General features: G+C 69.9%; 20 protein-coding genes, 2 tRNA genes and 1 other RNA gene. 10 read left to right on the top strand and 13 right to left on the bottom strand.

Annotated elements, in window-relative coordinates:
- Positions 1-29: 29 nt before the first annotated feature.
- The 4 genes from MRBLMI12_RS16075 to MRBLMI12_RS16060 form a co-directional block, all read right to left on the bottom strand.
- Entirely contained in the window at positions 30-851 is an 822-nt protein-coding gene (locus MRBLMI12_RS16075; RefSeq protein ID WP_363357346.1) for an MBL fold metallo-hydrolase, read from the bottom strand.
- 126 nt (positions 852-977) lie between these two features.
- Positions 978-3,980, bottom strand: coding sequence for a bifunctional [glutamine synthetase] adenylyltransferase/[glutamine synthetase]-adenylyl-L-tyrosine phosphorylase (locus tag MRBLMI12_RS16070; RefSeq protein WP_363357345.1), 3,003 nt, complete (start codon positions 3,978-3,980; stop codon positions 978-980).
- Between the two features lie 13 nt (positions 3,981-3,993).
- Positions 3,994-5,331 carry a type I glutamate--ammonia ligase gene (gene glnA / locus MRBLMI12_RS16065; protein ID WP_349427487.1) on the bottom strand — a complete coding sequence of 446 codons (1,338 nt, stop codon included), beginning with the start codon at positions 5,329-5,331 and terminating at the stop codon, positions 3,994-3,996.
- 60 nt (positions 5,332-5,391) lie between these two features.
- The gene (locus MRBLMI12_RS16060; protein ID WP_349427486.1) at positions 5,392-5,619 is read right to left on the bottom strand and encodes an SPOR domain-containing protein; all 228 of its coding nucleotides are present in this window, start codon (positions 5,617-5,619) and stop codon (positions 5,392-5,394) included.
- Between the two features lie 99 nt (positions 5,620-5,718).
- Here MRBLMI12_RS16060 and ppgK point away from each other — a divergent pair, with 99 nt between their 5' ends.
- On the top strand, positions 5,719-6,492 hold the full coding sequence (gene ppgK, locus MRBLMI12_RS16055) for a polyphosphate--glucose phosphotransferase (protein WP_363357344.1): 774 nt from the start codon (positions 5,719-5,721) through the stop codon (positions 6,490-6,492).
- Positions 6,493-6,536: 44 nt separating this feature from the next.
- On the opposite strand, the gene rnpB is transcribed toward ppgK, so the two are convergent.
- The 4 genes from rnpB to MRBLMI12_RS16035 all read right to left on the bottom strand — a co-directional run bounded on the left by rnpB (position 6,537) and on the right by MRBLMI12_RS16035 (position 9,625).
- Positions 6,537-6,906, bottom strand: an RNA gene (gene rnpB, locus MRBLMI12_RS16050) — RNase P RNA component class A.
- A 45-nt stretch (positions 6,907-6,951) separates the two neighbouring features.
- Positions 6,952-8,682 carry a bifunctional 3'-5' exonuclease/DNA polymerase gene (locus MRBLMI12_RS16045; RefSeq protein WP_363357343.1) on the bottom strand — a complete coding sequence of 577 codons (1,731 nt, stop codon included), beginning with the start codon at positions 8,680-8,682 and terminating at the stop codon, positions 6,952-6,954.
- A gap of 21 nt (positions 8,683-8,703) precedes the next feature.
- Positions 8,704-9,435 carry a zinc ribbon domain-containing protein gene (locus MRBLMI12_RS16040; RefSeq protein WP_349427483.1) on the bottom strand — a complete coding sequence of 244 codons (732 nt, stop codon included), beginning with the start codon at positions 9,433-9,435 and terminating at the stop codon, positions 8,704-8,706.
- Positions 9,436-9,552: 117 nt separating this feature from the next.
- Positions 9,553-9,625, bottom strand: a tRNA-Val gene (locus MRBLMI12_RS16035).
- A 141-nt stretch (positions 9,626-9,766) separates the two neighbouring features.
- Here MRBLMI12_RS16035 and aceE point away from each other — a divergent pair.
- The 6 genes from aceE to MRBLMI12_RS16005 all read left to right on the top strand — a co-directional run bounded on the left by aceE (position 9,767) and on the right by MRBLMI12_RS16005 (position 17,372).
- A complete protein-coding gene (gene aceE / locus MRBLMI12_RS16030; protein ID WP_363357342.1) occupies positions 9,767-12,496 on the top strand; it encodes a pyruvate dehydrogenase (acetyl-transferring), homodimeric type in 2,730 nt (909 codons plus the stop codon).
- 10 nt (positions 12,497-12,506) lie between these two features.
- Positions 12,507-13,727, top strand: coding sequence for a PucR family transcriptional regulator (locus MRBLMI12_RS16025; RefSeq protein ID WP_404909925.1), 1,221 nt, complete (start codon positions 12,507-12,509; stop codon positions 13,725-13,727).
- 101 nt (positions 13,728-13,828) lie between these two features.
- Complete coding sequence (locus MRBLMI12_RS16020; RefSeq protein ID WP_363357341.1) at positions 13,829-14,740, top strand: ACP S-malonyltransferase; 912 nt, start codon at positions 13,829-13,831, stop codon at positions 14,738-14,740.
- A gap of 13 nt (positions 14,741-14,753) precedes the next feature.
- Positions 14,754-15,755 (top strand): beta-ketoacyl-ACP synthase III, encoded by a 1,002-nt coding sequence (locus tag MRBLMI12_RS16015; RefSeq protein ID WP_363357340.1) that lies wholly within the window; start codon positions 14,754-14,756, stop codon positions 15,753-15,755.
- A 73-nt stretch (positions 15,756-15,828) separates the two neighbouring features.
- Positions 15,829-16,077, top strand: coding sequence for an acyl carrier protein (locus tag MRBLMI12_RS16010; RefSeq protein ID WP_013586517.1), 249 nt, complete (start codon positions 15,829-15,831; stop codon positions 16,075-16,077).
- Between the two features lie 56 nt (positions 16,078-16,133).
- Complete coding sequence (locus MRBLMI12_RS16005; RefSeq protein ID WP_363357339.1) at positions 16,134-17,372, top strand: beta-ketoacyl-[acyl-carrier-protein] synthase family protein; 1,239 nt, start codon at positions 16,134-16,136, stop codon at positions 17,370-17,372.
- Between the two features lie 193 nt (positions 17,373-17,565).
- On the opposite strand, the gene MRBLMI12_RS16000 is transcribed toward MRBLMI12_RS16005, so the two are convergent.
- Both MRBLMI12_RS16000 and MRBLMI12_RS15995 read right to left on the bottom strand, forming a co-directional pair.
- Entirely contained in the window at positions 17,566-18,069 is a 504-nt protein-coding gene (locus tag MRBLMI12_RS16000) for a DUF3145 domain-containing protein (protein WP_363357338.1), read from the bottom strand.
- Between the two features lie 150 nt (positions 18,070-18,219).
- Positions 18,220-18,993: a hypothetical protein gene (locus MRBLMI12_RS15995; protein ID WP_331911596.1), complete on the bottom strand. Its 774-nt coding sequence runs from the start codon at positions 18,991-18,993 to the stop codon at positions 18,220-18,222.
- Positions 18,994-19,158: 165 nt separating this feature from the next.
- On the opposite strand from MRBLMI12_RS15995, the gene MRBLMI12_RS15990 reads away from it, so the two are divergent.
- The gene (locus MRBLMI12_RS15990; RefSeq protein ID WP_363357337.1) at positions 19,159-21,165 is read left to right on the top strand and encodes a DUF262 domain-containing protein; all 2,007 of its coding nucleotides are present in this window, start codon (positions 19,159-19,161) and stop codon (positions 21,163-21,165) included.
- A gap of 59 nt (positions 21,166-21,224) precedes the next feature.
- Here MRBLMI12_RS15990 and nagE read toward each other — a convergent pair whose 3' ends face one another.
- From nagE to MRBLMI12_RS15975, 3 genes are all read right to left on the bottom strand, one after another.
- The gene (gene nagE, locus MRBLMI12_RS15985; protein ID WP_363357336.1) at positions 21,225-23,165 is read right to left on the bottom strand and encodes an N-acetylglucosamine-specific PTS transporter subunit IIBC; all 1,941 of its coding nucleotides are present in this window, start codon (positions 23,163-23,165) and stop codon (positions 21,225-21,227) included.
- 191 nt (positions 23,166-23,356) lie between these two features.
- Positions 23,357-23,430 (bottom strand) — tRNA-Ile (locus tag MRBLMI12_RS15980).
- Between the two features lie 53 nt (positions 23,431-23,483).
- The gene (locus tag MRBLMI12_RS15975) at positions 23,484-24,572 is read right to left on the bottom strand and encodes a DMT family transporter (RefSeq protein WP_363357335.1); all 1,089 of its coding nucleotides are present in this window, start codon (positions 24,570-24,572) and stop codon (positions 23,484-23,486) included.
- Between the two features lie 42 nt (positions 24,573-24,614).
- Between MRBLMI12_RS15975 and def the strand changes: the two genes are divergently transcribed.
- Together def and MRBLMI12_RS15965 are read left to right on the top strand one after the other, a co-directional pair.
- Complete coding sequence (gene def, locus MRBLMI12_RS15970; protein ID WP_349427464.1) at positions 24,615-25,181, top strand: peptide deformylase; 567 nt, start codon at positions 24,615-24,617, stop codon at positions 25,179-25,181.
- Positions 25,182-25,272: 91 nt separating this feature from the next.
- The gene (locus tag MRBLMI12_RS15965) at positions 25,273-25,758 is read left to right on the top strand and encodes a DUF6153 family protein (protein ID WP_363357334.1); all 486 of its coding nucleotides are present in this window, start codon (positions 25,273-25,275) and stop codon (positions 25,756-25,758) included.
- Positions 25,759-25,837: the final 79 nt, after the last annotated feature.

Genomic DNA, 25,837 nt, shown 5'->3' with positions numbered 1-25,837 from the left:
GGCTCGGCCATCCGGCCGATCAGCTGCCCTTATGAACCGTCGAAGCGGCTTCTCTTCTCAGCAAGGCGCTCCACCTGCCACTCGTGCACCTCTGGCAGCCACTCGAGCGGTGCCGATGCGCCTACCCGCTCATCGTCCGGCACACGGCCGTCGCGCAGAGCCTCGGCGTACGTCCGGTCCTGCTCGATTCGCCGTCGTACGTCCCCCGCCCTTCCGATGGAGCCGTGGCCGGGGACGACAGCACGCACGTCGTCGGCGATGCCCTCGAACAGTCCTAGTGCCGCCAGGTAGTCGCCGAGCGGATCGGCTGCGTCGAGATCGAGGAAGGGCATCAGGATGTCGGACAGCATGTCACCGGCGACGAGCACACCGGCGCCCTCGACCAGCAGCGCCGCGTGGCCCACGGCGTGGGCCCGATGCTCGATGACCCGCACCCGGGGACCGTCCCAGGGGACCTCAACGGCGTCGGAGGGCATTCCGGTGATGAGGCCGAACAGCTCCATCGGGATGTCGGCCTCATATTCCGGCGGCAGCGCACCGGCCAGCTGACTCTTCCAGTCCGCCTGCGCGAGCAGTTCCTGCATCGCTGCCGCGCAGCGGGCCGTGCCGAGACGCGGTGCCTCGCCGAGCGCGGGATGCCACAGCACGTGGTCCCAGTCGGGATGCGTCGCGAAGCCCGCCACGACGCGCTGACCCATCGCGCGGATGTCGTCGGCGAGGTCCGCCAGCTCGTCGCTCGTGATGCCGGGGTCGACGACCAGCACGCCGTCGCCGCCTTGGACGACGACGGAGTTGCTCTTGATGAAGTCGCTCGTGTGGACGAACACCCCGTCAGCGATCTCGGTGAGCATGGCATGTCTCCCGCCTGTGGATCTGGGACCGGGCGCTTCAGGATCGCCAGGGGTTCCCTCGTCGTCCGAGTCTGCCCTGAGGGAGCCCTGCGCGGTGGGAGGACGCCCGGGCAGGCACGCGCGGTCTCAGCCGTAGAAGAGCTTCTCGAAGACGCGGCGGGCACGGCGCGTGGTACCGAGATAGTCCTCCTCGACCTGCGTGGCCGAGCGCGGCGGGTACTCGAGGAGCCGGCCGATGCCGTCGAGCTTGCTGCGGTCGACGGGCAGCACGTCGCTGGTCTGACCCGAGAGGAGCGTGTTGGCCGATCGCAGCCGGCTGGCGAGGCGCCAGGCGGCTGCGAGCCGGTCGGCGGCGGCAGTGGGGATGAGGCCGGCGCGCTCCGCGGCGCGGAGCGCCCCCAGGGTCGACGTCGTCCGCATTTCGGGCACGGCGTGCGCGTGCTGCAGCTGGAGCAGCTGCACGAGCCACTCGACGTCGCTCAGCGACCCCGGACCCAGCTTGAGGTGCCGCGACGGATCGACGCCCTGCGGCAGTCGCTCGCTCTCGACGCGTGCCTTGATCCGCTTGATCTCGCGCGTCGCCGTCACGTCGACCCGTTCCGGGTAGCGGACCTGGTCGGCGAGCTTCATGAAGTCGTCGATGAGCTTCACGCTGCCTGCCACGCCCCGGGCGCGCAGGAGGGCCTGCGCCTCCCACGACAGCGCCCATCGGCGGTAGTACTCGGCGTACGCGTCGAGCGAGCGCGCCAGGGGGCCGTTGCGGCCCTCGGGGCGGAGATCCGCGTCGAGCTCGAGCGGCACGCGGTGGTCTTCCGAGTAGGTGCGCAGCGCGGCGACGAGTTTCAGGGCCAGCTCGCTCGCGCGCTGCGGGTCGACGCCGTTCGGGCGGTAGACGTACATCACGTCGGCGTCGGAGCCGAAGCCGAGCTCGGCGCCGCCGAAGCGTCCCATCGCGATGACCGAGAAATCCAGCGCGGCGTCTTCGGGCGGGACGATCTCGCGGCGCACGGCTCGCAACGTCGCCTGGATCGTCACGTCGGTGATCGTGGTGAGGGCCGCCGCGACCTCCTCGATCGTGACGCTGCCGAGGATGGCACCCATGGCGATCCGCAGCTGTTCGCGCCGCCGCAGTGCGCGTACGGCGCGCATGGCTTCGGTGATCGTGTCGTGCCGCGTCTGGATGGCCCGCGCCTCCTGCTGCAGGGCCCGTCCAGAGCGCGGACGAAGGAGCTCCGGGTCGTCCAGCCACGCGGCCGACTCGGGGATCCACTCGATGAGCTCTCCGACGTACCGCGAACCCGACAGCACGCGGGAGAGACTCTCGGCGGCCCCCGAGGAGTCGCGCAGCATGCGCAGGAACCAGTGCGTGTCGCCCAGACGCTCGCTCAGTCGGCGGAACGCCAGCAGGCCGTAGTCGGGGTCGACCCCGTCGGCGAACCACCGGATCATGACGGGCATGAGGTGGCGCTGGATGGTCGCCTTGCGGCTGAGCCCGCTGGTCAGGGCGGCGATGTGGCGGAGCGCCCCGGCGGGATCGGAGAACCCGATCGCCGCGAGGCGGTCGTGCGCCTGCGCCGTCGACAGCACGCGTTCGTCCGCGGGCAGGGCGGCCACCGCCGACAGCAGCGGGCGGTAGAAGAGGCGGACGTGGATGTCGCGCACCTCGCGCTTGACCGACTCCCACAGCTGCCAGATGCCCTCGCCGGTGTCGGCGAGCCCGGTCGCACGGGCGAGCACACGACGCTCTTCAGGCCGCGAGGGCATGAGGTGCGTGCGGCGCAGCTGGCGCAGCTGCACGCGGTGCTCGAGCAGCCGCAGCACCTGGTAGTCCCGTGAGAACGCGGATGCCTCGGCACGGCCGATGTAGCCCTCGGTCACGAGCGCGTCGAGGGCCTCGAGCGTGCCGCGCTGGCGGATCCTGTCGTCGGACAGCCCGTGAACGAGCTGCAGGAGCTGCACCGTGAACTCGATGTCGCGGATGCCGCCGGGCCCCAGCTTGAGCTGGTACGGCACGTCGGCCGCGGGGATGTGCTCGGTGACGCGCTCGCGCATGCGCTGCACGCTGTCGACGAAGTTCTCCCGGGCGGCGCTGGTCCAGATCTTGGGCTGGACAGCCGCGGTGTAGGCCCTGCCGAGCTCGTCGTCGCCGGCGATCGGACGCGCCTTGAGCAGCGCCTGGAACTCCCAGCTCTTCGCCCACCGGTCGTAGTACGCCAGGTGCGAGTCGAGCGTGCGCACGAGCGCGCCCTGCTTGCCCTCCGGCCGCAGGTTGGCGTCGACTTCCCACAGCGGCGGCTCGATCTCGACGCCCGAGATGCCGCGCATCGTCTGGACCGCGAGGCGGGTCGCGATGTCGACGATGCGGCTCTCGCCGAACTGCTCGAGGGCGTCGCCCTGCCCACCCGCCACGAAGATCACGTCGACGTCGCTGACGTAGTTCAGCTCTCGCGCACCGGTCTTGCCCATCCCGATGATGGCGAGCTCGGTGCGCGCGACCTGATCGCGCGGGAAGAGGCCAGCGCCGACCGCGCCACCCGACACACGGGTGCGGGCGACCGCCAGGGACGCCTCGAGCGCGGCGCCCGCGGCATCCGCGAGCCTTGCCGACACCGACGCGATCTCGTCGACCGGCGACGGGCTCAGCAGGTCGTACGCCGCGATCCGGGCGAGCATGCGGCGGTAGCGCACCCGCAGCGCGACCCAGGCGCTCTCGCCCCCATCTGCCGCGAATCCGTCGACGGCGCCGACAGAGTCGAGGAGCTCGGCGCGGAGCTCGGCCGCGGTGGGCAGTCGCTCCCCCGCGCCGTCCAGCTGATCGACCTCCGACGGATGACGGAAGAAGAACTCCCCGAAGCCGGTCGACGCGCCCAGCAGCGCCCAGAGGGCGCGCCACGCGCCGTGTCGCGAGCGCGCGCGCTGCACCGGCGACGCATCCCGTCGTGCCAGGCGCGCCAAAGACTGCAGCGCCTCGTCGGGGTCCGCCGCGCTGCCGGCGCCGTCCAGCAGTTCGTCGCGGGGCGCATCCACGAGCTCGGAGAGCTCGGACAGGAGCGCCTCGGCATCGGTGAGACGGCTGAAGCCCAGGCGAGCGAGCGGGGTCAGAGAACCCGGTCGCTCGCTCGCGGACATGCGTCAGCCGGTCTCAGAGCATCTCGAGGTTGCTCTTGAGCTCGAATGCCGTGACCTGCGAACGGTACTCCTGCCACTCGCGGCGCTTGTTGAGGAGCACGTAGTTGAACACCTGCTCGCCGAGCGTCTCGGCGACCAGCTCGGACTCCTCCATGTACTCCAGCGCGTGGTCGAGGCTCGCCGGAAGCGGCGCGTAACCGAGCGCCCGGCGCTCGGCATCCGTCAGCGACCAGACGTTGTCCTCGGCCTCGGCGGGCAGCTCGTACTCCTCTTCGATGCCCTTGAGCCCGGCGGCGAGCATGAGCGCGAAGGAGAGGTACGGGTTCGCCGCCGAGTCGAGCGCGCGGTACTCGACGCGCGACGACTGCCCCTTGTTGGGCTTGTAGAGCGGAACCCGCACCAGGGCCGAGCGGTTGTTGTGGCCCCAGCAGATGAAGCTCGGCGCCTCGTCGCCGCCCCAGAGGCGCTTGTACGAGTTGACGAACTGGTTCGTCACCGCCGAGATCTCGTTGGCGTGACGCAGCAGACCCGCGATGAACTGGCGGCCGACCTTGGAGAGCTGGTACTGGGCGCCCTCCTCGTAGAAGGCATTGACGTCGCCCTCGAACAGCGACATGTGCGTGTGCATGCCGCTGCCCGGCTTGCCGGTCATGGGCTTCGGCATGAACGTCGCGTACACGCCCTGCTCGATCGCGACCTCTTTGATCACGGTGCGGAACGTCATGATGTTGTCGGCCGTGGTGAGCGCGTCCGCGTAGCGGAGGTCGATCTCGTTCTGGCCCGGGCCGCCCTCGTGGTGGCTGAACTCGACCGAGATGCCGAGGTCTTCGAGCATGCGCACCGAGCGCCGGCGGAAATCGTGGGCCGTCCCGCCGGGCACGTTGTCGAAGTACCCCGCGGAGTCGACGGGCTCCGGGCCCTCCGTCCCGAAGGACGAGGACTTCAGCAGGTAGAACTCGATCTCGGGGTGCGTGTAGAACGTGAAGCCGGCGTCCGCCGCCTTCGCCAGCGTCCGCTTGAGGACGTGACGCGGATCGGCGACGGCGGGCTGCCCGTCGGGCGTGGTGATGTCGCAGAACATCCGCGCGGTCGGGTCGATCTCGCCCCGCCAGGGCAGCGTCTGGAACGTGGTCGGGTCGGGGTGCGCCAGCAGATCGGACTCGTAGGACCGGGTCAGCCCCTCGATCGCGGAGCCGTCGAACCCGAGTCCCTCGCTGAAGGCTCCCTCGACCTCGGCCGGTGCGATGGCCACGGACTTCAACGTGCCGATCACGTCTGTGAACCACAGCCGTACGAACTTCACGCCTCGTTCTTCGATGGTCCTCAGAACGAAGTCACGCTGCTTGTCCATCGCGTCCTCTCCGGTGCCCGATCCGCCCGACATGTCTGTCTGACCGCGGTCGAAGCCAGACTACTGGTCGTCGCCGGACTCTCCGGACACCGTGTCGGTGCCCCAGGAGTCCTCGCGGGCCTCTTCGGCCGCCCACGCGCGGGAGCGTTCGCGGATGACCTCGGGCGCCTTGGCGGCCTCCTCCGGAGTGTCGAACGGGCCGGCGCGATCGGGCGCGGGCGACTCGAAGCCCTTCTCGACCTCTCCGGTCTTGAGGTTGTACCAGTACTTCTCGCTGTCGTTGGCCATCTCGCCCTCCTCGGATCGCGGGCCTGCTCGCCGCCAGCACGATCCTACTGACGCCGGGCCGCTCCGCAGGGGTCCCGTCGGCGTGGCTAGGCTGTCGGCATGGCATCTGACGCGGCACGCGCCGTCGGCGTGGACATCGGCGGCACCGGCATCAAGGCGGGCATCGTGGACCTCGAGCGGGGCGAGCTGATCAGCGACCGCGTCAAGGTCGCGACCCCCGAGGGGGCCCACCCGCCGGACGTGCTCGCCGCGGTCACCGAAGTGCTCTCGACGCTCGGCGTCGCCGACGACCACTCCGTCCCGCTGGGCGTCGCCTTCCCCGCGATCGTCAAGAACGGCCGCACGCTGTCGGCCGCCAACGTCTCGGACCAGTGGATCGACTTCGAGGCCGAGAAGTTCTTCGAGGACGGCCTGGGTCGCGACATCCACTTCGCCAACGATGCGGATGTCGCGGGCGTCGCGGAGGTGCGCTACGGGGCTGCGAAGGACCGGGCGGGGCTCACCATCCTCACGACGCTCGGCACCGGGATCGGCTCCGCGCTGCTGTACAACGGCGTCCTCGTCCCGAATTCCGAGCTCGGCCACGTCCAGCGTGCCCGCCACGGGAAGGATGCCGAGGCCTATGCGGCCTACTCGGCCATGGAGCGCCACGAGCTCACCTGGGAGCAGTGGGCCAAGCGGCTGCAGTGGTACTACGGCCACATCGAGTTCCTGTTCAGCCCCGACCTCTTCGTCGTCGGCGGCGGCGTCTCGAAGCACGCCGACAAGTTCCTGCACCTGCTCGACCTCAAGACGCCCATCGTCCCGGCGGTGCACCGCAACAACGCGGGCATCATCGGCGCGGCCGCGCTCGCGGGCCGACCGGTCGTCTGAGGTCGCGCCCTCGCGCCGCCCCGGGACGGGGCCGGCGGAGAGGGCGAATGGGTCGGCCTGTACGCCGGGTTCTGTCCGGGGGCGTGAGCCCCGTGGACGGTCATCTCTCTCGGCGACACGTTGCCGTGCCGCTCCAGCGGCCTACCCGGGGACTCGGCGGGCCGCGTCATCATCCCCTGTCTGGCCTTGCTCCGGGCGAGGTTTGCCGTGCGGGTCGTGTCACCACGACCCCGGTGGTCTCTTACACCACCCTTTCACCCTTACCGGGACCGAGGTCCCGGCGGTCTGCTCTCTGTGGCACTGTCTCGCGGATCGCTCCGGGTGGGTGTTACCCACCGCCCTGCCCTGCGGAGCCCGGACGTTCCTCGGCGCGCGGCGGCGAACCGCCCGCGACGCGACCGTCCAGCCGACCCATTCGCCCCGCGAGTCTATCGCCGCCGCCCGGGGCGCAGCTGCGCGTCAGTCCTTGAGCGCGGTCTCGGCGATGTGCACGTCGAGCCGGAAGTCGAGCGGAAAGGTGCCGAAGAGCAGGTGCCCAGCGGATGCCGCGGCATCGGTCACGGCCTGGGCTGCGGCATCCGCGTGCTCCTCGGGAGTATGCACGATCACCTCGTCGTGGAGGAAGAACGCGAGGTGCGGCTGCCGCGCGAACGCCGGGCCCGAGCGGGGCGCAGCGTGCTCGGGCGCCACCGGGGCAAGCGCGGCGAGGCGTCCGCGGAGATCGGCGAGCCAGGCGAGCGCCCACTCCGCGGCGGTCCCCTGCACGACGAAGTTGCGGGTGAACCGGCCACGATCGCGGGCCCACCGCCGCGCGCGGGTCTCTTCCGCACCGGATGCCTCCGCCTCGGTGGCGCGCGACTGCGCAGCCGACCACTCGAGGGAGGGAGCGGGCGAGGTGCGTCCGAGCCACGTGGAGACGGCGCCGCCGTCCTCGCCGACGCGCGCGGCGTCATCCACCAGGCCCATGGCGCGCGGGTACGTGCGGCGCAGGCGCGGGACCAGACGGCCGGACTCCCCCGTGGTCGCGCCGTACATCGCGCCGAGGATCGCGATCTTGGCCTCCTGGCGGGTGGCGACGGCCCCGCTCTCGACGATGCCCGCATAGAGATCGCGGCCCCGCGCTGCCGCGGCGAGGGCGGTATCGCTCGACATGGCGGCCAGGACTCGGGGTTCGAGCTGGGCGACATCGGCGACGACGAGACGCCAGCCGGGATCGGCGCGCACCGCCTCGCGCAGCTGACGAGGGAGCTGGAGGGCGCCGCCGCCCGATGATGCCCAGCGGCCGGTGACGACGCCGCCCGGGACGAAGACGGGTCGGAACCTGCCGTCCGCGACCCACTCGGAGAGCCACGTCCACCCGTTGGCGGACAGCAGCCGCGACAGTTTCTTGTACTCGAGCAGCGGCTCGATGACGGGATGCCGCTGCTCGGCGAGCTCCCAGCGGCTCGTGGATTCGACGAGCACGCCGGCGCGATGCAGCGCCCGCAGCAGCTTCGGCTGCGAGTCGAGGCTCGCCGTCGGATCGCCCAGCGCGGCGCGCACCCGCTCGGCGGCGTCGGCGAGCTTCGCCGGCTGGCCGCCTCCCGGTGGGCGCTCCCCCAGCGTCTCGACGAGGATGCGGTCGTGCGCCTCGGCGTCCCATGGGAGGCCGGCGGCCCTTATCTCCGACGCGACCAGTGCGCCGGCGGACTCCGCCGCGATGAGCAGCCGCAGCCTGCCCGCCTCGTGGCTGTCTGCGACGGCGGCACGCTGCCGGAGGAACTCGTCCAGGGCGGCGTCGGCGTCCGCGGGCGGGCCCGCGGGGCGGTGCGCCTGGTCGAGCTCGAACAGCGCAGGCGCCGCGTCCTCGGCATCGACGTAGGGGGCGGCATCCCATTGCACCGCCCGCCGCAGCGCGGCCGAGTCGCCGACCAGCGCCGAATCCCGGAGGATCGCGTGGCAGAGCCGCAGGTCGTGGCAGCGGGCGATGCGGATGCCGTCGGCGAGAACGGCGCCGTACCACTGCGGGGTGTCGTGCCAGACCCAGCGTGGCGCCCAGCGCGCCTCGCCGTCGGCGATCCACGACGTCAGTCGTGCCGGCTCGACCTCCTCGCGGCCCAGTTCGGCCGCGGACGCATCAAGCAGGATGGCGTGGACCGAGCTTCCGGTCCGCCCGAGGAGGATCCAGGCCGGAGCTTCAGCTGCGTCCACGCCGGCACAGTCCGGCTGCGCTCACAGTCCGGATTCGTCGTCGCGGACCAGCAGGCAGCCGCACTCCGGGCACGTGACGACCTCGTCGTCGGGGGCCTGGCGCAGCACCTGCAGGTCGGTGCCGGCGAGCACCATGTTGCAGCCTTCGCACGTGCGACGGCGCAGGAACGCCGCGCCGGAGCTGCGCACGGCGACGCGGTCGTACAGCGCTACGAGGTCGGCGGGGAGCGCGCCGGCGACCGCGGCGCGGTCGCGGGTGGCGGCCTCGAATGCGGCGGTCGCCTCGGCGACGGCGCGCTTGCCCTCGGCGCTGAGCTCGGCTCCCTCGGCGTTGGTCGTCGCGATCAGCGCCTCCTGCTCGGCGACCGCCGCATCCGCCGACTCGAGTCGCTCCATGACCGCGAGCTCCGCGTCCTCCAGATCGTTCTTGCGCCGCGCGAGCGCGGCGAGCTCGCTCTCGAAACCCTGCGCTTCCTTGGAGTTGGTGGATGCCGCGAGTCGCTGCGCGTCACGCGCGGCGCGGGCGTCGACGACGGCGACATCCGACTCGATGCGGGACAGCTCCGTACGCAGATCGTCGCGGGCGCCCAGGCGCGTCGTGAGCTCCTGCGAGAGCTGCTGACGACGGCCGAGCAACTCGTGGACGCGGCCGGCCTGCGGGGGGTTCTTGCGGGCGTTCTCCGCCTGGCGGATCCGGGCGTCGAGCTGGGCGACCTCGACGAGGCGGCGCTGGTCTGCGGGGCTGGCTTTCACGTGTCCAACCTACCGCGGGCATCGACGCCGCGATCGGTGACCGCCAGCATTCGAGGACCGGCGCAGCGTGACGACAGCGACGACGATCTCCGGCCGGACCGGGCGTGAGGATGGCGGTGGGCCCTGCCGGGATCGAACCGACGACATCCACGGTGTAAACGTGGCGCTCTACCAGCTGAGCTAAAGGCCCTCGCGGTCAGTCTACGAGGTGCGTCCGGTTCGTCCCGAACTCGCTAGGCTGGCAGATGGTGCGTTGTGCAGGGCTGACAAAGCCCGCGGCGCTCCGGTAGCGATTCCCTGGCATGATCTGCCAGACGACGAAAGGTCTTCTGTGACTGTCAACGATCAGGATCCGTACTCGCAGGAACCCCTCGACAGCGATCCCGATGAGACCTCCGAGTGGCAGGAGTCCCTCCAGCAGCTCGTGCAGGCGAAGGGCCACGGTCGTGGCCGCGAGATCATGCTGAGCCTGCTGCAGACCTCGCACGAACTGCAGCTGAACGTCCCGCAGGTTCCCACCACGGACTACATCAACACGATCGCCCCCGAGAACGAGCCCGAGTTCCCCGGCGACGAGGAGCTCGAGCGCCGCTACCGCCGGTGGATCCGCTGGAACGCGGCGGTCACGGTCCACCGCGCACAGCGGCCCGGCATCGGCGTCGGCGGCCACATCTCGACGTACGCGTCGTCGGCCTCGCTGTACGAGGTGGGCTTCAATCACTTCTTCCGCGGCCTCGACGACCCGACCGGCGGCGACCAGATCTTCATCCAGGGCCACGCCTCCCCCGGCATCTACGCCCGCTCGTTCCTGGAGGGGCGTCTCACCTCGGACCAGCTCGACGGCTTCCGTCAGGAGAAGTCGAAGGCGCCGAACGCGCTGCCTTCGTATCCGCACCCGCGTCTCATGCCGGAGTACTGGCAGTTCCCGACGGTCTCGATGGGCCTCGGCCCGATCAACGCCATCTACCAGGCGATGTCGAACAAGTACCTCACCAACCGCGGGATCAAGGATCTCTCGAACTCGCGGGTGTGGGCCTTCCTCGGCGACGGCGAGATGGACGAGGTCGAGAGCCGCGGTCAGCTTCAGGTGGCCGCGAACGAGGGCCTGGACAACCTGACGTTCGTCGTCAACTGCAACCTGCAGCGCCTCGACGGGCCTGTCCGCGGCAACGGCAAGATCATCCAGGAGCTCGAGAGCTTCTTCCGCGGCGCCGGCTGGAACGTCATCAAGGTGGTCTGGGGCAGCGGCTGGGACGAGCTGCTCGCGAAGGACACCGACGGCGCGCTCGTGCACCTCATGAACACGACGCCCGACGGCGACTTCCAGACCTATCGCGCCGAGGACGGCGCCTTCATCCGCGAGCACTTCTTCGGCCGGGACGAGCGCACCGCCGCCCTGGTGAAGGACTGGTCGGACGACGACATCTGGGGCAAGCTCCGCCGCGGCGGCCTGGACTACCGCAAGGTCTACGGCGCCTACAAGGCGGCGACCGAGCACAAGGGCCAGCCGACCGTCATCCTCGCGAAGACGATCAAGGGCTACGGGCTCGGGCATCACTTCGAGGGCCGCAACGCGACCCACCAGATGAAGAAGATGACGCTGCAGGACCTCAAGTACTTCCGCGACTCGATGCGGATCCCGGTCTCGGACGCGCAGCTGGAAGAGAACCCGTACCTGCCGCCGTACTACAACCCCGGCGGGAACGACGAGACGATCCAGTACATGCTCGAGCGCCGCCGGGCGCTGGGTGGCTTCCTGCCGGAGCGCCGCACGCACCACGTCGGCCTGCAGCTGCCGGGCGACGAGGCGTACGCGCTGCCGAAGAAGGGCTCGGGGACGCAGGAGATCGCCACCACGATGGCGTTCGTGCGGCTCCTCAAGGATCTGCTGCGATCGAAGGACTTCGGCCACCGCATCGTGCCGATCATCCCCGACGAGGCGCGCACGTTCGGCATGGACGCGTACTTCCCGACCGCGAAGATCTACAACCCCCACGGCCAGAACTACACCTCCGTCGACCGCGAGCTCCTGCTCGCGTACAAGGAGAGCCCGCAGGGTCAGATCATCCACGTCGGCATCAACGAGGCCGGCGCGGTGGCAGCGTTCACCGCCGCGGGCACGTCGTACGCCACGCACGGCGAGCCGCTCATCCCGGTGTACGTCTTCTACTCGATGTTCGGATTCCAGCGCACCGGCGACGCGCAGTGGGCCGCGGGCGACCAGATGGCGCGCGGATTCATCATCGGCGCGACGGCAGGACGCACGACGCTGACCGGTGAGGGCCTGCAGCACGCCGACGGCCACTCGCACCTGCTGGCGTCGACCAACCCGGCCACCCTGTCGTACGACCCGGCCTACGGCTACGAGATCGCGCACATCGTCCGCTCGGGCATCGAGCGCATGTACGGCGGCAACCACCCCGACCCGAACGTCATGTACTACCTCACGGTGTACAACGAGCCGCTGGTCCAGCCCGCGGAGCCGGAGGGCGTGGATGTCGACGGCATCGTGCGCGGCATCCACCGCGTCTCGACCGCCGAGGGCGACGGCCCGAAGGCCCAGCTCCTGGCGTCGGGCGTCGGCGTGCCGTGGGCGCTCGAAGCGCAGCAGCTGCTGCGCGAGGACTGGGGCGTGCAGGCCGACGTCTGGTCGGTCACCTCGTGGAGCGAGCTGCGCCGCGACGGCCTGGCCGTCGACGAGCACAACTTCCTGCACCCCGAGGAGGAGCCGCACACCGCGTACCTCACCGACAAGCTGCGGGATGCCGCCGGCCCCGTCGTCGCGGTCAGCGACTTCATGCACGCGGTCCAGGACCAGATCCGTCCCTGGGTGCCGAACCGGTTCGCGACCCTCGGGGCCGACGGCTTCGGATTCTCCGACACGCGCGCCGCCGCCCGTCGCTTCTTCAAGATCGACGGACCGTCGGTCGTCGTCCGCACGCTGCAGGCGCTGGCCGAAGAGGGCGCGGTCGACCGCAGCCTCGCCGCGCAGGCGATCGAGAAGTACCGCCTGCACGACGTGACCGCGGGAACGAGTGGGAACGCGGGCGGCGAGAGCTGACCTGACGACGATGGGCAAACCCGCCGAGGTGATGGACAAGGTCGAGACGCTCGCCTGGCTGCGACGCATCTCGGGTGACCTCGCCACCGTCACGATCAAGCGCCTCGACGACACGCTGCCCTGGTACGCCGAGATGCCGCCGGCCCGACGCTCCGCCGTCGGGCTGGTGGCACAGGCGGGCATCACGTCGTTCATCCAGTGGTACGACGACCCCGCCTCCACGCCCTGGATCGCGGCCGACATCTTTGCGGCCGCTCCCCGGGAGCTCCTGCGGAGCGTGAGCCTGACGCAGACGCTGCAGCTGATCCGCGTGACGGTCGAGGTGACCGAGGAGCGGGTCGCAGGCAAGGGCGAGCATCTGCGGGAGGCGATCCTCTTGTACTCGCGGGAGGTCGCCTTCGCCGCGGCGGATGTGTATGCACGTGCGGCGGAGGCCCGCGGGCTGTGGGATGCGCGGCTCGAGGCCCTCGTGGTCGACTCGATCCTGACCGGCGAGGCCGACGAGGAGCTGCCGAGCCGCATCGCAGCACTGGGCTGGCACGGCCACGGCGAGGTCGCGGTGCTCGTCGGCACGACGCCCCCGCAATTCGACGTCGACCAGCTGCGCCGCACGGCGCGCAAGCTCGGCGTGGACGTGCTGATCGGTGTGCAGGGCTCCCGCCTGGTGCTCGTGGTGGGGCGCGCCGAGCCGGCCGCCATGGCCGAAGACGCCGTGGCAGACCTGCCGTTCGCCGAGATCGCCCGACGCCTGGAGCCCGGGTTCGGAGCCGGGTACCTCGTGCTCGGTCCGACGGTGCCGGCGCTCGTGGACGCGAGCCAGAGCGCCCGGGCGGCGCTGGCGGGCTTCGCGGTCGCGAGGGCGTGGCGTCACGCGCCCCGCCCCGTCGAGGCGGACGACCTGCTGCCGGAGCGCGCCCTGGCCGGAGACCCCCTCGCCAAGCTCACCCTCGTCGATCGCATCTACCGGCCGCTCCAGGCGCACAGCGCCGACCTGGTCGCTACGCTCTGGGCCTACCTCGACAACGGCCGCTCGCTCGAGGCGACCGCCCGTGAGCTCTTCGTGCATCCGAACACCGTCCGCTATCGCCTCAAGCGCGTGTCGGAGGTCATCGGCTGGGACGCGACCGGCCCCCGTGAGGCGCTGATCCTGCAGACCGCGCTGATCCTCGGTTCCATCGGCACGGATGCCGCCCGCCGCCGCCCTCCGGCGGCGCGACGCGGCGCCGGCTGACGTCGAGGGCGACCCGACGTGTGGACCCCGCACAAAGGCAACCGCGATTCTTGTGACAGTGTCGCCAGAACCCCCTCCACGATCCTTGACAGGATGGAACGGTGAGAATCGCGGTCTTCCCCGGGCAGGGCTCCCAGTCCCCCGGCTTCCTGGCACCCTGGCTCGACGCGGACGGCGCAGCCGATCGGCTCGCCCAGTATTCCGAGTGGTCTGGCGTGGACCTCGTCGCCGCCGGCACCGAGTGGGATGCCGATCGCATCCGCGACACGCAGGTGGCGCAGCCGCTCATCGTCGCCGCGAGCCTGCTGTCGTGGAACGCGCTGCCCGACCGTGAGCGCATCGCCGGCGTCGCCGGTCACTCCGTCGGAGAGTTCGCCGCAGCCGCGGCGGCCGGCGTCCTCAGCGAGCAGGCCGCATTGACGCTCGTCGGCATCCGGGGTCGCGCCATGGCTGAAGCCGCCGCTGCCGCCGAGACCGGCATGAGCGCGGTGATCGGCGGCGACGAGGCCGCCATCCTGTCGCGCCTCGACGAGCTCGACCTCGCGCCCGCCAACTACAACGGCGGCGGCCAGCTCGTCGTCGCCGGTGCTCTCGATGCGCTCCAGGCGCTGGCGGCGGAGCCGGTCGCCGGTACCCGCGTCATCCCGCTGCAGGTCGCGGGAGCCTTCCACACCCGCTACATGGCGCCGGCCGTCGAGGCGCTGCGCGCCGCAGCGGCCGAGGTCGCGGCATCCGATCCCGACGTCCTGCTCTGGACCAACCGCAACGGCGCGCCCGTCGCCTCGGGCCGCGAGTTCGTCGACCTTCTGGTCGATCAGGTCGCCTCGCCGGTGCGCTGGGACCTCTGCATGGCGTCTTTCGCCGACGCCGGCGTGTCGGGCATCGTGGAGCTGTCTCCGGCGGGGACGCTCGTCGGGCTGGCCAAGCGCGCGCTGCGCGGAGTGCCGGCCGTCGCCGTCAAGACGCCCGATGACCTGGAGGCCGCCACCGCCCTGGTGGCCGTCGACGCATGACCGGAGTATCCGCATGACCCGCATCCTCGTCCAGCCCACCGGTGCCGCCCACACGCGCATCTACGCGTACGGCGCCGCCCGTGGCGAGATCGCCGTGCCGAACGACGACCTCATCGGTCCGATCGACTCGAGCGACGAGTGGATCCGCCAGCGCACCGGCATCATCACGCGCACGCGCGCGGTGCCCGAGACCGATGCGATCGACCTGGCGACGGATGCCGCCCGCGAGGCGATCGAGCGCTCCGGCGTCGACCCGTCGCAGGTCGACGCGGTCATCGTCGCCACCATCAGCAACCCGAAGCAGACCCCGTCGGTGTCGGCCATCGTGGCGGACCGTGTCGGCGCCAACCCCGCGGCCGCGTACGACCTGAACGCCGCATGTGCGGGGTTCGCATACGGCGTCGCCCAGGCGGACGCCCTCATCCGCGCGGGCGCCGCGCACTACGCGGTCGTCATCGGCACGGAGAAGCTCAGCGACGTCGTCGACCCGACCGACCGGAGCATCTCGTTCCTGCTCGGCGACGGCGCGGGCGCGGCGGTGATCGGCCCGAGCGACTCCCCCGGCATCGGCCCGACGGTCTGGGGCTCCGACGGCTCGAAGGCCGACGCGGTGGGCATGAACTACACGCTGACCGAGTTCCGCGACGGCACCGCGCCCTGGCCGACCCTGCGCCAGGAAGGCCCGACAGTCTTCCGCTGGGCGGTGTGGGAGATGGTGAAGGTCGCCCGACAGGCTCTCGAAGCCGCAGGGGTCGAGGCGGCCGACCTCGCCGCGTTCGTGCCGCACCAGGCCAACATGCGCATCATCGACGAGTTCGCCAAGCAGCTGAAGCTTCCCGACACGGTGCTGATCGGCCGCGACATCGAGACCACCGGCAACACGTCGGCGGCCTCCATCCCGCTCGCGACCCACCGCCTGCTGGAGGAGCACCCCGAGCTGAGCGGCGGCCTGGCGCTCCAGATCGGCTTCGGTGCCGGGCTCGTGTTCGGCGCGCAGGTGGTCGTGCTCCCCTGACCCGGCGGAGCACGACCCTAGACTGAGACGGCCCGTTCGGGCCCCCGCAACCCCTAGAAAACAGGAGAACCCCATGGCATTCACCAACGACGAGGTCCTCGCCGGACTCGCGGAGCTCATCACCGACGAGACCGGGATCTCGGCCGACGAGGTCGCCCTCGAGAAGTCGTTCACCGACGACCTCGACATCGACTCGATCTCGATGATGACGATCGTCGTCAACGCTGAGGAGAAGTTCGGCGTCACCATCCCCGACGACGAGGTCAAGAACCTCAAGACCGTCGGCGACGCCGTCACCTTCATCACGTCGAACCAGGCGTAAACCCTCCGGTGGGGGCTGCGGCCCCCACCGGCGCATCCATGAGGATCTAGAACGACATGAGCAACTCCCGCATCGTCGTCACCGGCATCGGCGCATCGTCGCCGCTCGGCGGCACGGCACCCGAGAGCTGGTCCGCGCTCCTGGAGGGCGTCTCCGGCGCCCGCACCCTCGAGCACGACTGGGTCGAGAAGTACCAGCTGCCGGTCACCTTCGCCGCGGAGGCGAAGGTGCGTCCCGACACGGTGCTCGAGCGTCCCATCGCCAAGCGGCTCGACCCTTCCTCCCAGTTCGCGCTCGTCGCCGCCATGGAGGCGTGGGTGGATGCCGGCAGCCCGGAGATCGAGCCGGAGAGACTCGGCGTCGACTTCGCCACCGGCATCGGCGGACTGCACACCCTACTCGACGGGTGGGACACCCTGCGCGAGAAGGGCCCTCGCCGCGTTCTGCCGATGACCGTCCCCATGCTCATGCCCAACGCGGCGGCCGGAAACCTCTCCCTTCACTTCAACGCCCGCGCCTACGCGCGCACGGTCGCCAGCGCCTGCGCGTCGAGCACCGAGTCGATCGTCAACGCCATCGAGCACATCCGCGCCGGCTACGCCGACGTCGTGATCGCCGGCGGCACCGAGTCCGTCATCCACCCCGTGACCATCGCCGCGTTCTCCTCGATGCAGGCGCTCTCCCGTCGCAACGACGATCCGGCGACCGCCTCGCGGCCTTGCAGCGTCGACCGTGACGGCTTCGTCATGGGCGAGGGCGCGGCGGTCCTCATCCTCGAGACCGAGGAGCACGCGCGTGCGCGCGGCGCCAAGATCTACGCGGTCGCGGCCGGCGGCGGCGTCACCGCGGACTCGTACCACATCACCGCCAACGATCCCGAGGGGCTCGGCGCATCGCGCGCGGTGCGCCTGGCGCTCGAGATGGCGGATGCCTCTGCCGACGATGTCACGCACATCAACGCGCACGCCACCTCGACGCCCGTCGGCGACCCGAACGAGTACACGGCGCTGCGGTCGGTGTTCGGCGACCGGATCGACGAGATCCCGGTGTCGGCCACCAAGGCGTCGACCGGTCACCTCCTGGGCGGCACGGGCGCGCTCGAGGCGATCTTCACGGTGCTGGCCCTGCAGGACCGCGTCGCTCCGCCGACCATCAATCTGACGACGCAGGACCCCGAGGTCCCGTTCCGCATCTCGGGCACTCCCACGCCGCTCGGAGACGGGCCGCACCTCGCGATCAGCAACTCGTTCGGCTTCGGCGGGCACAACGCGGTCGCCGCGTTCGCCTCGATCTGACACTGCCGGATCGACCGCGCCGGCCCGCGCAGCGGGTCGGCGCGGGTCGACCTCCGTCACGCGAAGACGCCCCCGGTGAAGCCGACCGGGGGCGTCTGTCGTGTCAGGCGGTGGTTCGCGGTCCCGCTGCCCGGGATTCACGGCCTCCGAGCCTCGGTAGTGGCGCCTCGCACCGCCTGCGTCTGAGAGAGTCTCAGCCGACCTTGTGCAACCAGACGACGGGCGCGTCGTCGCTCGCGTGCCGGAACGGCTCGAGCTCTTCGTCCCATGCGGCGCCGAGCGCGACATCCAGTTCTCGCCGCAGCTCGAAGGCGTCGCTGCCGGCGATCTCCATCGCGTAGCGGATGCGGTCCTCGCCGATGACGACGTTGCCGGCGGTATCGGTCTGGGCGTAGTGGATGCCGAGGCCCGGCGTGTGCAGCCAGCGGCCGCCGTCGCTGCGGGGCGTCGGGTCCTCCGTGACTTCGAAGCGCAGGTGCTCCCAGCCGCGGATGGCCGTCGCCAGAGCCGAACCGGTGCCGGCGGCGCCCTCCCAGTAGAACTCGGCGCGGCGGCTGCCCGTGAGGACGGGCTGATCGACCCAGTCGAAGCTGACCGCTCGGCCCAGTGCTCGGCCGACCGCCCACTCGAGGTGCGGGCACAACGCCCGTGGCGCGGAGTGGATGAAGATCACCCCACGCGCTTTTTGTGTCGCCATGATCTCTCCGTTCGTCAGGTGCGTCTTCCCCTACGACCTGTGACGGTGTCATGACGTGCTGTTCGGTTGTGCTGTCGCCATTATCGCCGAGAGGGCGGGGAAATCACAAGCCTGTGATTTCCCCGCCCTCTCGGGTCGGAACGAGGAGGCTCAGGCCTCGCTCATCGCCTGGACCTCGGCCTTGCCCTTGGCCGCGTAGTACGCGGCGCGGGCGGCGTCGCGGCGCGCCTGCTCGGCCTGGCCGGCGTCGAGCACGTCCTGCGCGACCTCGACGTAGTCGGTGGTCGGCTTGCCGTGGTACTTCTCGATGTAGGCGTCGAGCTCGGGGCCGGACTCCCACGACGTGATGAGGCAGTAGCGCGCCTCGTCGCCGGTGTGGTGGACCGCGTGCCACAGGCGCTGCGTGTCGACGATCAGCTGGGCGCCGGCCGGAAGGGCGACGCGGTACTCGATGCTGGGGTCGGTGCGGTTCTCGCGCAGCACGAAGTAGCTGTTCTTGTCATCGGTGAGGTTGAAGAAACCGCGGACGACCCAGCCGGTGCCGTCGGGGTTGAGCCGGTTGTTGTCGTCCTGGTGCAGGTTGTACAGCGCGTCGGCGTACGTGTTGGGCTGCAGTTCGATGACGCGGCAGCGCCCCACGTTGGCGCCCGGCTCCTGCGCGCGACGCGTCATGTCCGGCGCCTTCTCGACCTGCGACGGGATCCAGACGCCGTCCTTGTCGGTGCGCGGCGGCGTGTGGTTCCAGAACCCGTTGCACTCGATCTCGCCCTTGGCGGAGGCGAGCGGCGCGAAGCGGGTGTCACCCGACGACTTCCAGTCGACGTATTCGATGGAGAGCCATTCCTTCGGATCGAGCTCCCGGTCGTACGGATCGAGGACCACGAAGCCGGTCTCATCGAGAGCGGCAGACTTGATGTAACCCATGACGAATCATGCCTTTCGGTCAGTGAGCCAGCACGTTTTAACAGGCTCAACTTAGGCAAGCCTACCTCGGGCCCCTGGAGGCTCCTCAGGACCGCGCCGTGAATAACCGGCGGGCGTCCGGGCCGCCGGTTCGTCGTGATGCGCCCCCTTTAGAATGGACGGGCCATGGTCACTGCCACGAATGTCGACGCCACAGCGGTCAACACCATCGGATGGCTCTCGGCCGCGGATTGGACGATCGTCGTCCCCGTCTACCAGCGGCAGTACCGGTGGGACATCGGCGGATGCGAGCAGCTGCTCTCCGACATCCGCGCGGTGGCCGACCTCGATGATCGCCACATGCACTTCATCGGCTCGATCCTCTCGTCGGCCAGCGGGGAGGGCGAGGATGCCGAGCTCGTGCTGATCGACGGCCAGCAGCGGACGACGACCCTCATGCTGCTCGTCGCGGCGCTGCACCACACCGTCCGCGAAGCGGAACCGGAACTCGCCGATCAGTTGCAGCGCGTCCTCGTCCACTCCCACGACGCGACGCGCACGAAACTCCGCCCGCATCGCGCGTGGGCGTCGATCTTCGAGCGCGTCGTGCTCGACCTCCCGCTCCCCCACGGTGAGCAGCGCGACTCGCGATTCGACGACAACTACGCCTTCTTCCGCAGTCAGATCAGCCTCGACGAGGCGCCCCACATCTGGCGCGGTCTGCAGAAGCTCGAGCATGTGGCGATCACCCTCGGCATCGGCGCGAACGCGCAGCAGATCTTCGAGAGCCTCAACTCGACCGGCGAGCCGCTGCGCGACCACGAGCTCATCCACAACTACGTGCTGATGGGCCTGAACCACGCCGAGCAGCGCGAGATCGAAGGAGAGTACTGGCAGCCGATCGAGCAGAACACCGGCGACTCGATCGCCGAGTTCTGGCGGCAGTACCTCGTCATGAGAACGGGGCGCGAGGTGACGGTCGTCGGAGGGCGCGGCGTGTACGAGGCCTTCCGTCACGAGTTCCCCCGCCTGGAGTTCGCCGACCTGCTGCGTCACGCCGCCGAATGGCGCGAGCTGTCCCGCGTCTACCGGGTGCTGCTGCATCCGAGCGAGGCCCCGGATGCCGAGATCACGCGCCAGCTCTCCCACCTCAGCACCTTCGGCACCGGCATGTACCCGCTCGTCATGCGGGCGTACAGAGACTTCGAACTCGGTTCCATCGCGCGTGACGAGCTGATCGAGACGCTCGAGATGGTGCAGTCGCTCCTGGTGCGACGTGCGGTCGTCGGCACCGGAGTCGACCGCCTCGTGGCGCGCCTCTGCCGGGCGCGTGAGCAGGGCCGTGAGGCGCTGGTATCGGCGATCTCGCGCATCACTCCGTCGGACGAGCGCGTCGCGGTCGCGCTGAAGTACTCAGAGCTCCCCCACGCCCGGTATGTGCTCGGTCGCCTCGCCGGGGTCGACGGTGCCGGCGGGCTCGACGTCGAGCACATCTTCCCGCTCGCACCCGGTGATGCCTGGTCGGGCGACGGCGTGCGCGAGTGGGCGTCGTACAGCGACGACGAGCAGAACAGTCATCGCGCACTCGCGAACACGCTCGGCAACCTCACGGTCCTCGAGGAGGATCTCGCGCTGCGCGCCTGGGACCGCTCGTTCCCCCAGAAGCAGGCGCTGTACGCCCGGAGCACCATCGGGACGACGGCGGCGCTGGCGGAGCTGCCCGCGTGGGGGACGGCGGCGATCGCGCAGCGATCGATGCAGCTCACGAAGCGCTTCGTCGAGGTGTGGAGACGCCCCGGCGGTCCCGCGATCGACGACGACGGGCTGACCCCCATCCTCGACGCCGTCCGCCGGCGAGGGTGGCCGCCGGGATGGCACCGCGAGTGGTCGTACGTGGAGTACTGCGGCGAGCACTGGGAGGTGCCCGACGTCAAGTACCTCTTCAACCGCGTCTTCAAGCGGCTGTGGGCGGACTCCCGCGACGCCGTCGTCGCGTACAGCGCGCGACGCGGCGGACCTGTCTACACCGCGCAGTCGTGGAACGGCCAGTGGGATCGCCTCGACGACGAGCACTCGCTCTACATGGGATGGGACTCCAGCTACATGCTGAGCGCGGTGCAGGGCGTCCTCGAAGAAGCAGGCCTCGCCGCCGAGGTCTTCGTCAAGTACTCGTACATCGGCAGCGCGATGTGAGGGGGACGGATGCCTCGGCTCGAGGCATCCGTCCCCTTCATCGTGGGTCGCGCGCGGAGTCACTCGAACGTGACGGTCGCGCTCTCGTTGTTCAGCACGATCACCGGGGTGATCGAAGGGTGTCCCGCTGCCTCGATCTTCGCCAGGTCGAAGCGGAGCAGCGGCGTGCCGGCCGTGACCTTCTGCCCCTTCTCGACGAGGGTCTGGAAGCCGTCGCCCTTCATGCCGACCGTGTCGATGCCGACGTGAATCAGCAGCTCGGTGCCGTCGCCCAGGACGAGTGCCACCGCGTGACTGCTGTCGAACGTGGCCCCGATGGTGCCGTCCGCGGGAGCGACCACCGTGTCGCCGGTCGGCTCGATCGCGACGCCCGGACCCATGATGCCCTGCGCGAAGGTCGGATCGGGCACCGCGGACAGCGGAACCACCCGTCCCTCGAGCGGCTGGCGCAGCCTCACGGTCGTGGTGGCGGGGGTGTCGGTGAGCACCGCTGTGGCGCCCGCGGCGGGAGCGATGGCAGGCTCGGGCGCGGCGCCTGCAGGTACGGCGACCTCCCCCGCGATGATCTGCTCCATCGCATCCTTCACGAACTGGACGTTCGTTCCGTAGACGACCTGCACCGACTTGCCGCCGGGCTTCATCGTGCCTGCGGCCCCGGCACGCTTGAGAGCCGTCTCGTCGACCTTGCTCGGGTCTTCGATCTCCATCCGCAAGCGCGTTGCGCAGTTCTCGAGTTCGAGGATGTTCTCCTTTCCTCCGAGCGCATCGATGAACCGGCTGCCCGTGACCAGGTACTTGTCGTCGGCCGCGTGCGTGTCGTACTCCGTGCCCTCGCCGAGGATGTCGTCGTCTTCACGGCCCGGCGTCTTCAGGTTGAACCGCTTGATGAAGAAGTAGAACACCACGAAGTAGATGAAGAACCAGAACACACCCATGACGGGGATGAGCCACGGGTTCTGCGCCATCGGGTTCATCCAGTTGAGGACGAGGTCGATGAAGCCCCCCGAGAAGCCGAAGCCCATGCGCACCGGCAGGATCTGGCTGATGGCCATCGAGATGCCGGTGAACAGCGCGTGCGTGACATACAGGACCGGGGCCAGGAACATGAAGGCGAACTCGAGCGGCTCCGTCACGCCGACGAAGAACGACGAGATCGCGCCGGCGAGCAGGATGCCGTAGGCGAGCTTCTTGCGCGTGGTCTTGGCCGTCAGGTACATCGCGAGGGCCGCACCGGGCAGACCGAACATCATGATGGGGAAGAACCCGGTCATGTACTGGCCGGTGACCCCGTAGGTGCCTTCGCCGGAGAGGAAGTTGTTGAGGTCGTTGATTCCGGCGACGTCGAACCAGAACACGGAGTTGAGTGCGTGATGCAAGCCCACGGGGATGAGCAAGCGGTTCAGGAAGCCGTAGATGCCGGTGCCGAAGGGGCCGAGCGTGACGATCCACTCGCCGAATGTGACGAGTCCGCCATAGACCCACGGCCAGACGAAGTACAGCACGATGGCGACGACGAGCGAGAAACCCGCCGTGACGATCGCGACCGAGCGCTTGCCCGAGAAGAACGACAGCGCGTCAGGCAGCTTGGTGTCCTTGAAGCGGTTGTAGCAGAACGCGCCGATCAGGCCGCAGATGATGCCGATGAAGACGTTCTGCACCCTCAGGAAGGAGGGATCGACCTCGTTGACGTCTGCCACGCCTGTGTAGAGCGCCACCGTCTCCGGCTTGAGGAGCGTCGTCACCACGAGCCAGGACACGAGCCCGGCCAGCGCCGAGGTGCCGTCGGACTTCTGTGCCATCCCGAGTGCGATGCCGACGGCGAACAGCAGCGCCATGTTGTCGAGTAGCGATCCGCCGGCGGCGCCGAGGAATGCCGAGACGAGGTTGGGACTCTTCCCGCCATTGCTGATCCAGTAGCTCAGGCCCGACAGGATCGCGGCGACCGGTAGCACAGCCACCGGCAGCATGATCGATCGGCCGAGCCTCTGCAAGAACTTCATTGTTCGCCTCCACGAGGGGCCAGGGGACAGGTGATGTCGATGACGCTACAGGCAAACGCGGGCCTGCGGCACTGGGTTCCCCTCCGAAAGTAAGGATGGTGAACGAATCCGGCACCGGCGTTCTCGGCGACACCTGCCGCGCGAACAGAGAACCGCCGCAACCCGTGGGGCAGCGGCGGTCTCCTCGTTCGTAGGGCGGGTGGGACTTGAACCCACGATCGTCGGGTTATGAGCCCGCTGCCTTCACCAGCTTGGCCACCGCCCCTCGGCACTGAGTGCGCAGACGAGCCTACCGGTCCGCCCCGTGCGGCGCGTGCGTCAGCGCTTGCCCGGGTCGTCGAGGCGGTCCTTGACCGGCGGCTCGGGCCACACCTTCGACACGGCCTCCGTGACCTTGACCGAGCCGGTGCGCGGGTGCGCGGCATCCGATGGTCCCCCGTCGCTCCCCCGCTGGATCGGCAGCTCCTGGCTTTCGCTGAGCACCTGCGGATGATGTCGGGCGAGCTGGAACACCCCCCAGACCGCGACGGCGCCGACGACGGCGAACGAGATGTAGACCCACAGCGGGGCGCCCGCGACCTCTTGGAGCACCGTCAGACCGATGATGATCGCGACGATCGGGTCGACGACGGTGAGCCCGGCGACGACGAGATCGGGTGGACCCGAGGCGTAGGCGCTCTGGACGAAGTACGCGCCCACGATGGCGCCGATGATGAGGGCGGCCAGGCACGCGAAGGTGAGCCAGTTGAAGTCGCTCTCCTTGACGCGCTCGATGACGACCTTGGCCAGCGTCGCGACGAAACCGTAGATGACGCCGGCGGCGATGATGTAGAACAGCGCGCCCATGCGCTTGCGCAGCCAGATCCACAATCCCGCGAACACCAGGGTGACGACGAGCAGCAGGACCAGAATCGTGATCAGCTGCCCGTTCGAGACCGGCTTCTCGGTCGCGAAGAGGGCCGCGATGGTGACGAAGACGAAGATGCCGCCGACGCAGGCCGCGATCGCGATGAGCGAGCGCTTCGTCGGCCTGTGCCCGCTGATCTGCGCGTTCAGCAGCGTCGTGATGACCAGGGCGACCGCACCGAGCGGCTGCACCACGATGAGCGGTGCGAAGAAGAGGGCCGAGAGCTGGCAGACGATGGCGAGCGCGAGCATCACCGTGCCGATCACCCACGACGGGCGGGCCAGCAGCTTCAGCAGATGACTGGGCCCCAGGCCCTGGCTGGAGTGCCCGCCGCTGAGGCGCTCCACCTTCGTGACGCCGCGGTGCTGGTATTGGGCGCCGAACGACATGAACACTGCGCCCAGCAGGGCGAGAGGGATGCCGATCAGGATGCCGGGGTTCTGGAATGCGCCGACGAGCTGATCGCCGACGTCCTCGAGTTCCACCGCAGTCCAGACCACGTATCGACACTAGCCGCCGACACCGGTCGATAGGCTCAAGGCGTGGCTGTTCTCCCGATTCGCATCATGGGCGATCCCGTCCTGCACGCCCCCGCGTCCGTCGTCGAAGAGATCACGGACGAGATCCGCGCACTCGTCGCGGACATGTTCGAGACGATGGATGCCGCACCCGGCGTGGGCCTCGCGGCCCCTCAGGTCGGCGTGCCGCTGCGCATCTACACGTACACGTATGCCGACGACGACGGCGAGCCCTGGCGCGGGGTGATCATCAACCCCGAACTGTGGATGCGGCCCCTCGAGCCCGGTGCACCCGACCCCGACGAGGAGTCGGAAGGGTGTCTGTCGTTCCCGGGCGAGCGGTTCCCACTGCGCCGCTCGGAGGAGGTGCTCGTTACCGGCATCGACCTCGAGGGCGCGCCCGTGAGCGTGCAGGTCGACGGATGGCGGGCGCGCATCATGCAGCACGAGTTCGATCACCTCGACGGCATCCTCTACGTCGATCGCCTCGACGACGGCGACTGGAAGACCGTGCAGAAGATCGCCCGCAAGCGCGGCTGGGGCCGGCCGGGCAGCGCCTGGACTCCGGGCCTGGACGACATCGAAGCCTGATCCTCACCCCGGGAGATACCCCCTTCGGGTATATCCTGGTGGCGGCGCGAGGCATCAGGTCTCGCGATGACTGTCGAGCGAGGTGGGACGGATGCCGCGACCGCGACTCCCCCGCTCGTGGCAGCGTTGGTCGCTCGGAACGCGAGTGGTCGCCACGGCGGCGATCATCGTCGGCCTCCTCGGCATGCACGTGCTCATGTCGTCGACCCACGCCGCGCACGCGACGGGCCCGGCCGACGGTTCTGCCATGGCGGCCGTCGCCGAGTCCGCGCATCCGCACCACGAGGGATCGGCGGCCGCGGCGATGACGGACGTCGGCGCGCCCGACACGCGCTGCACGGGCGTCTGCGCGGATCCGTGGAGTCGTGGTCCCTCCGATGGTCAGGACTACGACGTGTGGACCGTCATCTGCGTGCTGGCGCTGCTGCTGACCGTGCTGCTGTTCGTTCCCTCTCGGGGGTCGTGGCGGTCGCCGTGGCGCCTCCTGCGCCACGCCGCGGCGCGATCTGTCCGCGATGCCGACAGTGCGCCGCGATATCCGCCGTCCCTCGCTCTGCTCTCGATCAGCCGGACCTGAGTCGCGTCTCCCGGCGCTCGGCCGGGACACGCACCCGCGCCTCTTGCGAGGTCGCGGGGTTCCGCTGATGACACTGATC

The organism is Microbacterium sp. LMI12-1-1.1 (assembly GCF_040676455.1).
Classification (GTDB): Bacteria; Actinomycetota; Actinomycetes; order Actinomycetales; family Microbacteriaceae; genus Microbacterium.
Note: the sequence above shows the minus strand (reverse complement) of the source record. Positions and strands in the feature narration are given on the sequence as shown.